11 protein-coding genes are annotated in these 10,781 nt (G+C 58.2%); all 11 read right to left on the bottom strand.

Translation table 11 applies throughout. The features are described 5' to 3' along the window. Nucleotides 1-13: 13 nt before the first annotated feature. Nucleotides 14-169, bottom strand: coding sequence for a hypothetical protein (locus H5U02_11330; GenBank protein MBC7343014.1), 156 nt, complete (start codon nt 167-169; stop codon nt 14-16). 321 nt (nt 170-490) lie between these two features. Continuing rightward, nucleotides 491-1,051: a PepSY domain-containing protein gene (locus H5U02_11325; GenBank protein ID MBC7343013.1), complete on the bottom strand. Its 561-nt coding sequence runs from the start codon at nt 1,049-1,051 to the stop codon at nt 491-493. A 300-nt stretch (nt 1,052-1,351) separates the two neighbouring features. Further along, on the bottom strand, nt 1,352-1,807 hold the full coding sequence (locus tag H5U02_11320; GenBank protein ID MBC7343012.1) for a type II toxin-antitoxin system VapC family toxin: 456 nt from the start codon (nt 1,805-1,807) through the stop codon (nt 1,352-1,354). Further along, nucleotides 1,804-2,064, bottom strand: coding sequence for a type II toxin-antitoxin system prevent-host-death family antitoxin (locus tag H5U02_11315; GenBank protein MBC7343011.1), 261 nt, complete (start codon nt 2,062-2,064; stop codon nt 1,804-1,806). The genes H5U02_11320 and H5U02_11315 overlap by 4 nt, the downstream gene beginning before the upstream one ends. Before the next feature lie 380 nt (nt 2,065-2,444). Further along, nucleotides 2,445-3,125: a response regulator transcription factor gene (locus H5U02_11310; GenBank protein ID MBC7343010.1), complete on the bottom strand. Its 681-nt coding sequence runs from the start codon at nt 3,123-3,125 to the stop codon at nt 2,445-2,447. 121 nt (nt 3,126-3,246) lie between these two features. Beyond that, nucleotides 3,247-4,872, bottom strand: a complete 1,626-nt coding sequence (locus tag H5U02_11305; protein MBC7343009.1) for a HAMP domain-containing protein — start codon at nt 4,870-4,872, stop codon at nt 3,247-3,249. Continuing rightward, entirely contained in the window at nt 4,869-6,149 is a 1,281-nt protein-coding gene (locus tag H5U02_11300; GenBank protein ID MBC7343008.1) for a hypothetical protein, read from the bottom strand. The genes H5U02_11305 and H5U02_11300 overlap by 4 nt, the downstream gene beginning before the upstream one ends. Before the next feature lie 6 nt (nt 6,150-6,155). Further along, nucleotides 6,156-6,968, bottom strand: a complete 813-nt coding sequence (locus H5U02_11295; GenBank protein ID MBC7343007.1) for an ABC transporter permease subunit — start codon at nt 6,966-6,968, stop codon at nt 6,156-6,158. Next, entirely contained in the window at nt 6,965-7,843 is an 879-nt protein-coding gene (locus H5U02_11290) for an ABC transporter ATP-binding protein (GenBank protein MBC7343006.1), read from the bottom strand. The genes H5U02_11295 and H5U02_11290 overlap by 4 nt, the downstream gene beginning before the upstream one ends. Before the next feature lie 440 nt (nt 7,844-8,283). Next, nucleotides 8,284-10,443: an NAD(P)/FAD-dependent oxidoreductase gene (locus H5U02_11285; GenBank protein ID MBC7343005.1), complete on the bottom strand. Its 2,160-nt coding sequence runs from the start codon at nt 10,441-10,443 to the stop codon at nt 8,284-8,286. Further along, the coding region (locus H5U02_11280; GenBank protein ID MBC7343004.1) for a hypothetical protein at nt 10,440-10,781 on the bottom strand (342 nt) is incomplete at its 5' end. The genes H5U02_11280 and H5U02_11285, both read right to left, overlap by 4 nt.

The following is a 10,781-nucleotide window of genomic DNA, read 5'->3' as shown; positions in this document are numbered from 1 at the left end:
ACCACATGGCGGGTTAAATAATTGATGTGTTCGTGGGCATAGCGGAGCTGGTCGTTCCGCCATCAACGGCCACCAGCACCTGGTAGCCAGCAGGGGCCAGCATGGCTTCCATTAAGGCCAGGTTTATTTCTTCATCGTCGACCACCAGGATTTTAGGCTTTTCCTCCACCTGAAGCCTCTCCCTTCAGAAACCTTGCTACGGTTTGCAATATCACATCAACATCAATGGGTTTGGTCAGGTAGGCGTCGCCCCCGGCGGCCAGGACCCGGGCGGTGGCTTCCGTTTGGGTCAGGTCGTCATTAACCCTGGCAATGGCAGCCGAACCCGGTTTAAAATAAAATTAAGGCCTGGGTAAACACCCGCTAAATTCTGGGCCTTGTAGCCGCATACGGGAAATTTGTCAGGTTTCCCGGGCAAAAACAGATGAGGGGATAACCAGGACCCGGCCCGGCTATCCCCTTCTCGGCTTTCCCCTTCACTGCCCCACCTTTACTGTTCCAACTGAATATTATCGTTGTCGACGCTCTTTGAGTCTTTTTCATTATCCTCGCTATTATCCCGATCCTGCGCCAACACCTTGCCGTTGCCGGCGTCTACCTTTACGTCTACAACGCCGCTGGCGGTCTGGATTTCTACGCTGTAAACGACGTTGCCATTTTCATTGTCCAGGGAAACTTTTTTCACTGTTCCCGGGACTGCCTTCAAGGCTGCACTTTTAGCGGCATCGGCAGTAATCTTGGCTTTGGCCTGCAGAGCCTGGCTTTCGGCAGCTTCGTTCTGTTTCTCATTGGCCTCGTTAACTTCGGTATCATTATCATTTTGCGGGTTGGCTACTTTAATGCTGGCGTTGTATGCAGGCTGCTGTTGGTTATCTTGCACCTGCTGCTGCCCGTTTGCCGGCGCCGCAGCCTGGGTAACATCCTGGGCAAGGGCCGGGGAGGGAGTAGAAGAAGCCGCTCTTGCCGGCTGGTCGTAAACGGCGACAGCGCCTATGACCGCACCCAGGAGCAAAACACCTACTGTTAGAGAGGCAAGCAATTTTTTCTTCATCCTTACCTTTCCCCTTTCGGAAATCGTAAATTTGGGTTATCGGGTACCCGATGATTTTAAGATAAATCCTTTGAATTAAAAGGGGATTAGTGGAAGATTAGAGTCTTTTAATCTAACCCTCAGGCGGCCGGCAGAGCACTTTAGCGGGACCTCGGAAGTTCACGCCCATGCAGTTTCCGGTCCACGGGCTTTTTCCTGGGGCCGGTAAACTAGGCCGCGGAGTCCGTGAACGAGCAAACAGGATTGACCTGCGCGCTCCCCTGGAACCGCTACGCTCCAGTGCGTCTCCGAACCTATAGGTCACCCGCCTAAGACCAAAGAAGGTTTTACTTCCGGCACCACTTCGAGATCCACGGCACATAAGGCTTCCCACAGCCGGTCGTCGAAGCAGGCTGCCACTATCCGGCCTTCTACTTGCGTCTTCAGGGTTACTGCAGCGGCAAGGTGGATGGCATCAAAACCCCTGAGGCGGTGTTTTTCGGCCACTTCCCCGGCAAGCCAGGCAAGGGAATCCGACACTTCAAAGGCAAGGTACCTCGGCCAATCGCTTTGTAGGGCTGCCAGAACCTGGCGGTAATCCTTTTCCTCCAGCAAGCCATCCCGGAAACCCCGGGCCAGGGCGGCACGTGCTTCCGGATAGGCAACTTTACTGGTGGCCACCACAGAAGCTTCGTCCACCAATTTACGCACCATCTCCGAGCCCGGTTCCTGGACGTAGAGCTTCACCAGGGCACTGGTGTCCAGGTAGCAGATCATCGACGGTCCTCCGCAACTAATGATCCAATGGAGCCGCGGACTGGTGGCGGTGCGACTACTCCTTGCGGCTTTCCTCCACGCCAGGAAGCTATTCCCTGTTCCACCAGGGTTAAAACAGGAAGCTGCTCATCCCCTTGGATTGGGACCAGCTTAGCAACGGGCGCGTTGCGTTCCGTAATGAGAAGTATTTCTCCCTGCTTGACACGCCTGAGGTATTCGCTGAAACGGTTCTTGACCTCTCTGATACCTGCCTCCATAAATTCACCTCCAGTAGCTACATTATAGCATGAATGAGACCACATTTCAAAGGAAGGCCGCCAAATCTGGGTGTGACCGCAGTCAACGCGTCACCAGCCTTATGCTGGAAAGATAGGAGGTAAGATGTGAAGCCCAAAACCCGGCCGGCGCACTCTGCCAGTTTTTAGGGTTGACGACGTCGGATCACCTACTGCCGCCGCGGGTACCGGAAAAACATCGATGGAGGATTTTGTCCGCGCGCGCACGGTAGTGAATCGCGGCAGCCTGTAGCCAGGCCGGGGATAGCGGCTCCGATAATGATAAATGATTGGCCCTTCTTTATGCCCGCGTTGATGGTGGTTTTTCCTCCTTTTGGCAATCGTAAAGGCTACTGAATTCCTCAACCAGGCGGTTGAACAGGTGGTTGATCCCGCCGCACCAATCCCGTTCGCCACGCGTATACGGCAGCTTGGGTACGGTCTTGCAACTGTAGCTTGCTGAGAATGTTGCTGACATGGCCTTTCACCGTCTTTGTACTCAGCACCAGTTTCTCGGCGATCTCCACGTTGGAAAGACCTTCCGCGATCAAGCGCAGAACCTCCAATTCGCGGTCACTAAGCTCGGAGAAAGGATTGGGCGTTTTGGAGCGCGCCCCTTGCAGCTCCTGGACTAGCCGGGCGGCCACGTGGGGATGCAAAACCGCTTCGCCCCGGGCAGCCTTGCGCACCACATCAGCCAGCTCCTGGGGGCCCACGTCTTTCAAAACATACGAAAGGGCACCGGCGCGGATGGCGGGAAAGATGTGCTCGTCTTCATGGTAAGAGGTCAGTACCACCACTTGAGTGTGCGGGCTCACCTGCTTCACGCGGCGGGTGGCCTCCACACCGTCGATTCCACCGGGCAGCACCAAATCCATCAGCACCACGTCGGGAACCAGATGTCCGGCCAACTGCACCGCTTGCTCACCCGATGCCGCTTCCCCCACTACTTGCAGATCCGGCTGGGTTTCCAGGAAATCGCGCACGCCTTGTCGCACCAGTTCATGGTCATCCACAATCACGACCGTGATCGGCTCGCTCATGTTCTCCCTTCCGAACCTCCCTTCTGAGACTGGGTTCAGCAAGACTGTGTTCCCACGTGCCTCAAGCCGCACCGCCATCAGATAGAACCCCGCAGGCCATACCCGCTAGGCCACACTGTTGTCAGGCCACACTGCCATCCGGCCAAACAGCCAGCAGGCGTGTTCCCCGACCCAAGGCGCTATCGATGAACAAGCTTCCCCCAGCTCCTTCCATGCGTTCGCGCATATTGCGCAGCCCCATTCCCTTTATTTGCGCTGCATCCACATCAAAACCACTTCCATCATCAACTACCTGCAGGCGGACCTGGTTCTCCTCTCTGGTCAGGCTCAGCGATACCGTCCCTGCGCCGCTGTAGCGGGCTGCATTGGCCAGGGCCTCCTGCGCCACCCTGAAGAAAGCCTGCTCCACCGCAGGCGGCAGCCCGCCCACTTCCTGCACATGGATTTCCGCTGCAATCCTTGTTTGGAGCGACCACTCACTGGCAAAAGCCTGCAGCGCCCGGGCTAGGCCTTGCTCCTGCACGCAAAGCGGCCGCAGCGCTTGAATCAAATTGGCCAGCTCCGCCTGAGCTTGGTGGGCCAGCTCAGCGGCCCGGGCCAAGTGCGTCTCGGCGCGCTGAGGATCCTGCGGGAGGCAGGCCCGGGCGCTGCCAAGCTGCATGGCGATGGCGAAAACCTGCTGTTTGACACTGTCATGCAACTCCCGGGCCAGGCGGTTGCGCTCCTCCAGGATACCCAGCTCCTTGCGTGCCCGCATCAAGCCCTGGAGCTGCGCCGCCATGCTGTTTAGACACCGCGCCACCTGACCGAGTTCATCCCCGGAATCGTCCTGGATAGCCACCTCAAAATGGCCGTGGCGCCAGGCGTCCGATGCCTGCACAATGCGGTTCAGGCGCCGCACGAGGCCGCGGGCGGTAAAAAAACCGAAAATGGTCCCCAGCGCGCCGGCGCCCAGCAGAAAAAGAACCAGGCTGGTTCCCAGCACAGCCAGGAAGTCCCGGTAATAGCTGGCGGCAGGAGGCAGCTGACTGGCCACCACCAGCAAGCCGGCCACGCCCCCCTCTGGGCTGCATACGGGGGCGGCGATGATCAGCCTTCCTTGCGGCGTCAGCAAGTACAGGCGCTCGGGATCCGTGACCCCAGCCAGGGCCGCGGTGATCAGCGGGTGCAAGGCCGGGTCCGAGCTGATCATGGCCTGGGCTGCGGCAGCAGCAGCCCGGGGCTCGGCCGCCAGGATCCGCCCCTGTGCGTCCGCCACTGCCAGAAAGTCGCCTTGTTCCTGAAGCTCGCCAGCGACGAAGGAGACCGTGAGACCTGCGCCGTTCTCGGCGGCGAAACCACTTTGGCTGGCTTGCAGCAACCAACTCTCCAAGCCGTTGATATCCAGCACTGTGCCCTTCAGGAACGGATAAACTTGAGGCGCGCTCTCTATCACAGCTTTGGTAGCTAAGCCTGGCAGGAATTTCGGGCTGTTGACCACCGCCACCAGAATTCCCAGGGCCAGGATCTCCACCGCTGCCAGAGCAGCAGCGGTGACCAGGGTGTAGCTCAAAGTCAGCTTCCAGCTGAGCCGCGCGAAGGGCGCAGAAAGCCGGTGCATCAAAAAGCGGAGTCCGCCCGGGCGGCCTTGGCTCCTGGTGGCTTGGGCACTACCTCCCCGGTCCCAGCGCTTCTGGTTCTGGCTGTCCTGAATCCCGTTATCCTGATGCCTGTAATCCTGGGGTCCACAATTTTGGCCGTTACTCATGATGCAGCCCCCACCCATTTCGTCAGCAGGTCCTCCAGGGGCACAGGACCCATGGCTTCGCTGTGCCAGGGCACGTTCAGCCTGTCCAAAACCAGCGCCTGCCCGCTGCCCAGGGTATACCATGCTTCGCTCCCCGTGGAGCCCCGGCCAATCTCATCGATAAGTTCTCTGGCACCCCAGCGGATGCCCGTGCGCGATTGCCCCGCCCGGTACCCGTGGAAGGCGGGGTCGCTGAGCAAGGCCCCGGTGGGATGGTATCCCGGCGCCGAGCCGATCTGCCAGCCCCGGATCTCAATATAGCGGGCCAACCCCTCGATCCAGTCCTGTAGGCGCTCCAACTCAATGGCATAGGCTGCATCCGGACCCAGAATCTGCTCCATCCGTTGGCGCCGCGCCGCGCGCACCCGCAGAAACTCCCTGGCATAGCAGACTGTGCTTTCGCGATCCGTAGCCTGCAGCGCCCTGGATAGCCATTCGCCCTCCCGGCGCTGCAGCTCCTGCACCTGCGAGTCTTCATAGGCCCGCTCCAACAGAACGATACTCTTTTCGCTGCCAGTGCTGTAATTTTTATGCATTCTCTGCATCCACAGGCGAAGCCGATCCCACTGGTAGACGTGAAACGCTTCATGCAGTAAGACTGTTATGTAAAGGTCGCTAGGAACCGACTCATCCGCGATCCGAGGACCCGCCAGCGCCTGCAGCAGTCCTTCTTGTCCCGCGCTAAAATCGTGGACCTGCAATTCGCTGGCAAAACGACCTGAAAGCGAGGTCCGGCCCATGGCCACGGCCGCCATCTCCCGCGCCGGGACGGTAAAAATTGCGGTGCCTGCGGCCTGGCGCAGAAGGTCCGGCCGCACGGGAAGCACGGTACCCACATCGATGGTGATGACCGGCTTGCGCAGGTGCAACGCTGCCACGCCATTCACGACGAGCTTCTTCCCGGGCAGTTTTTCCTTCCCGGAATAGTTTACCAGGTAGTTCTGACCTCCCTTTTTGATGATCAAAAACGCAATCTTCGAAGGATCAAAGTCCTTAAAGGTTGCCTCACCCACGGCGCGCCCCAAGTGCTGCGCCTCCTGCAGATAGGCCGCATCCAAAGAGAGAAAATCCTGGCCCCCGGGCAGCCAATTCCAGGCCGCCACCAGGGCAAGCCCCACGGCCAGGGCGCCTATGATGGCTACGCGGGTTGCTGCGTTCATCCTGGCCAGGGCCATATGAACTGGTCTTGTCTCTGCCGCACTCATCTTCGGTTCGGCCCTTTTGTCAGCACTCATCATCGGTCATCACACTTCCTTTCCGTACAGGCTGACGGCGGTGAGCAACACGGCCAAGTAAAGCCAGATGAGGGCGGACACGTAGACCTTTGCATCCAACAGTGCCCCAGGCGTGAGGAATTTGGCCGCTTCCGCCGCAATTTCGTTCACCGGCGGGAGGAACCAAAGGGCAATGGAGCGGAGGGCCTCCCAGAAGGTGGCGCTGGCTCCGTGTTCCAGCGCGCCCATAATCTTCATCTGCAGCCCCAGATCGAGCACTCCCCGCAAGGCGCCGGCCGCATACGCGCCAAGACCCAAAAAGCCGGCCACAGCCCCGGGCAACCGGGCCGAAAGGAGCGTGGTCAGGCAGGCTGTAAACGCCACGTTGAGGCTCAGGGTCAAAAGCCCGGGCACCAGAGACAGCAGGTAGTGGGCGTTGGCCCCTCTGGCGGCAAGAACCAATACCAGCCCCAGCGACAGCAGCGCGTATAAAACCCAGGCCGTAAGGACGTTGCCCCAGAGCAGCTCCAGTGCCACCCGCCAGCGCTCGACGGGCCGGACCAGCAGCAGATGAATGGTCTTGCGTTCGAACTCCCGGGGAACCGTGTTCATGCTCAGCACTGCGGCCACCACGGCACTGAACAGCCCGATGATGGTGAAGCCAATCTCCACGGTGCCCAACAAACTGTCGGTGAGGTTGACTGCCGGGCCACCTCCCGCACCCCGCTGCTGGACCGTACCACCCAGGAGCAAGGCGGCGACGACCAAAATTCCGAGGAGCGCCAACAGATACAGCACTTTGTTGCGCAGGTTTTCGCGCACCACATTGCCAGCGATCCTCATTTCTCCTGCCCACCTTTGTGTATGATTTCCATGTAGATATCCTCCAGCGTAGCTTTCTTGCGCTTCAGCTGGTAGACTTGCGCATGGTGTTCCGCCAACAAGCTTAACAGTTGCGGCTCCTGACCAGGCCGGAGGTTTACCACCGAAAGGCGCGGCTCCTCATAATCAACGCTCCAGCCCATCTGGCCCAAGGCGGCCAGGGCCTCGACCGAAAGGCCGCGCACTTCCACCTCCACTTCCAGCGTGGGCATCTCACCGCCCAACTGGCGGTCGGCTACAATTCTGCCGGCATTGATCACAATAGCCCGGTCGCAGACTGTCTCGATGTCGCTTAAGATGTGGCTGCTCAACAGGATGGTTTTGCCATTTCGCTTTAGCTCCTGGATAATCTGGCGCATTTCCAGCCGGCCCTCCGGGTCCAGGCCCGACGAGGGCTCGTCGAGGAATAGAATCTCGGGATCTCCCAGCAGGCTTTGAGCCACGGCCAGCCGCTGGATCATACCCTTGGAGAAATGCCCCACTTTGCGGCGGCGGGCGGCTTCCAAGCCTGTGGCACGCAGCACCTGGTCAACGCTGGCACGCACGGATTTGATGCCTTGCAGGCTGGCGTAAAAGGCAAGGATCTCCTCAGCGGTCAAGAAGGGGTAAAAGTAGGGCGTTTCCGGGGAGTAGCCCATACGCCGGCGGGCCTCCACGGTGACGGGCGTATTGCCGAACACTCGCACGATGCCTCGGGTGGGGTGCGTCAGCCCGAGGCAAACCTTAATCGTGGAGCTTTTTCCGGCCCCATTAGGGCCTAACAGCCCCAAAACCTGGCCTTTTGGTACCTGAAAGCTAATACCGCAGACGGCGACAACCTTTCCGTAAGATTTCACCAGCCTGTCCACTTCTAAGGCGGGCTCCCCCGCTGGTGGCACGATTTGGGTCGTGCGGTTCAAGGTCAGCACGTTCGCCGATCACTCCCTCCTTCTGGGCTGCAGTCTACGTCAGGCCTGGTTGTCCCGCGCCTGATCCTGGTCTAAGACCATGCTACACGCATTGCCACTTACAGGGGAGGGCCTAAAGAAGTGTTTGGAGCGCGCCCTGAGACGCGATTTCGAATCAGCCTTGACGACCGTTGTGCGGGTAGCCCACACGTCCCATTTATGTAGATTGCCAGGTAAACCTGGCTACCGGGGGCGGCAGCAGGAACTACCAGGTGCCGGTAACGCCCGCGGCCAGGGCGCCCAGCTCCAGGTGCAGCATGGCGATGCCACAGGCCGGGCAGCACCCATTCGGCTAGGGTGAAAAAGCCGGGCCAGGCTGGTATGAGCCCTCACCAGCCTGACCATGAGCCACGCATCTTCCAGTTCATTATGTCATTCGCGCAGATCCTCCCGGCGATCACCACTGCTTCAATCCCGCCACCAGGAAAGGTGGAGGCACTGGCGAGATATAGCCCTTTGATGGGCGTCTTGAAATATGGCCTTTTGGTATCCTTCGACTGGTCGAAGGCATAGATCGCCCCTTCTGGCATGCCGGTGTAAAACTCTAGCGTCTTCGGCGTTGCCGCATCCTCTACCATGATATGGCTTGAGAGACCGGGGATAGCCTTATCCGCCCTCTTTATTAGCGTACGGGCAAGTTCCTCCTTCCTTTGAAGATATCCCGGAGTTCCTCTCGGAGGGAAATCGCGGTAACTCGCGCCGGTCAGTAGCGTGACACTGGCACTACCCGAGGGTGCAAGATCCGGATCTGCGTTCGAGCCTATGACGATCCCGTACCCCTCATCAAGATTGTGGATGAGGATCGGGTAATCTGATAGGTCCATGTCTACCCCCAGGAATACCATGAATGCCGACGGGGACATCTTTAGGCCCTTGATATATCGGGCAAATGCCGGTTTTAGGTGTTCTTCTCCCACCAGGTCCAGGAGAGCTGTCTTAGCATTGACGTTGGCCACCACCACAGGGCTTTTATAGGTCGTATCGCCTACCTGAACCCCCCTGACCTCCACCTCCCTACCAGCCCTGCCCTCGCTTGTCTCCACTAGAATCCTGTCAATCTTGTGCCTGAGCAGTACCCGACCGCCATGTTCTTCGATATACTGCTTCAGCGCGCCCGCAAATCGGAGTGCGCCTCCCTTGGGGAAATATCCCCCGTGAAGGTAATAGGATACTACGGCAGTCAGGGCGCTTGCCGCGGGGGTCTTGTCCGGCTCTGTCCCAACATAGCCTATGAGGGCGGATAGCAGCGCCTTGAGGGTTTCGCTCTTGAAATGCTCGTCGAGGACTTGTTTGTAGGTCTTATTCATCCAGCTATAGAAATGCGGGTGTTCCCTGGGGTAGTTCAAGAGTGCTTTTGCCCCAAAGACCTTGGCGATGAGTTCTGCAGGGAGCGGAGTCCCGTACATTGCGGCTTCCCGGTAGACCTCTTCATAGGCCCTCCTGGCCATGTCGAAGAAGTCAGCAATACCGCGAGCTTCCTCAGGGAACATTCCCTGAAGTAGGGCTATGAATCCTTCGAGATCCGGCGGGGCATCGATATTCTGGCCGTTGAAAACATATCTCGAAGTGTTTTTTATGAACAAGTCTTCTTGCCTGAGCCCGAGATCATCCAGAAGGTAGCGAACAGGGCCGTTTTCCCACAGCCCGCTTACAGCCTCCACCCCGGTATTGAAGGTAAACCCCTTCCGGCGGAACGACGAGCAGTAACCCCCTGGGAGGTAGTGTTGCTCGAAGACCGCAACCCGGTAGCCCTCGCGGGCGAGCAAAGCCCCGCAGGTCAATCCGCCAATCCCGGAGCCGACAATTATCGCATCATATTCTTTTCCCTCTCCTTCATTCTCTTTTCCGGGCTCCCCTCCCCCGCCCCTTTCACGGCCAACGTCGACTCGCCAGTCATTTTCCTTGAACTCCCTCAACGCAAAGTAGGCGGGAGCGGCCAGAGGGAAGACAATGGAGAAGAGTATTCCTAGAGCCACCAGAGCATTTGAGACCACGACGTTGAAGGGAAACCGAGAGAGAATGTATACTGCTGAATTCACCAGGAATATGAATGCCCAAAGGCCGGTGATGATGTTATTGATCATGAGGAAAGTTGGGTCGTGCCAGTAAGTCTCAGGATAGTCCCTCTTTGAGACCTGCAGGGTATACGGCTGTTTGAGTATCAAAGAGACAATCGCCATGATGCAGAGGGCAAGATACCCGAGGAAACCGCTGTTATCAATGAACAGGCTCGATTCGAGCCCAAAGGTGATCAAAGCCGCGACACCGAAGAATGCCACTGACACCAGGTCCATGAGGTTGAAACTCCTGTTAATGACCTCCGAAATCACAAGGAGGACGGCCGCTAAAAACCCAACTGCAACGCCCGAGGGCTTCCCCACGCCGGCTAAGGTCCAATAGAGTATCCATGGGATGAATGAGATGAGGATATAGGCCATACCAGGTATCCGGGGCTGTTTCCGTATCCGGAGCTGCTTCTCCACGCTCATAAGGTATCCTCCTTTCTCACCCCGGGTTTGCCCGAGTTACCGTTTTTGAGCTCGTCCAGGAACCTTTCAAACCAGCTCTGGAGGAAGGCGAAGAAGTCCCTGCCGAATCGAAGGGTGTACATCTGATATATATCTGCCTTGTCCCTTACCACGAACTCAATCATCTCAAGCTTCTTCGAAACTGCCCTTATCTCCGAGAGATGCTGGGTTACCGCCGTCTCAATCTTCTCTTTGGGAAGGTGCGCGAAGAAGAACATCCTCATCAAGAAGTCGTATTTGAACTTGCTCTCGCCGGGTGGCCCTCCAAGCCACCGGAGAAACTCCTCGCGCCCTTCATC

The organism is Clostridia bacterium, assembly GCA_014360065.1.
Classification (GTDB): Bacteria; Bacillota; DSM-521; order Neomoorellales; family JACIYF01; genus JACIYF01.
This window is presented reverse-complemented; position numbering and strand designations above follow the sequence as displayed.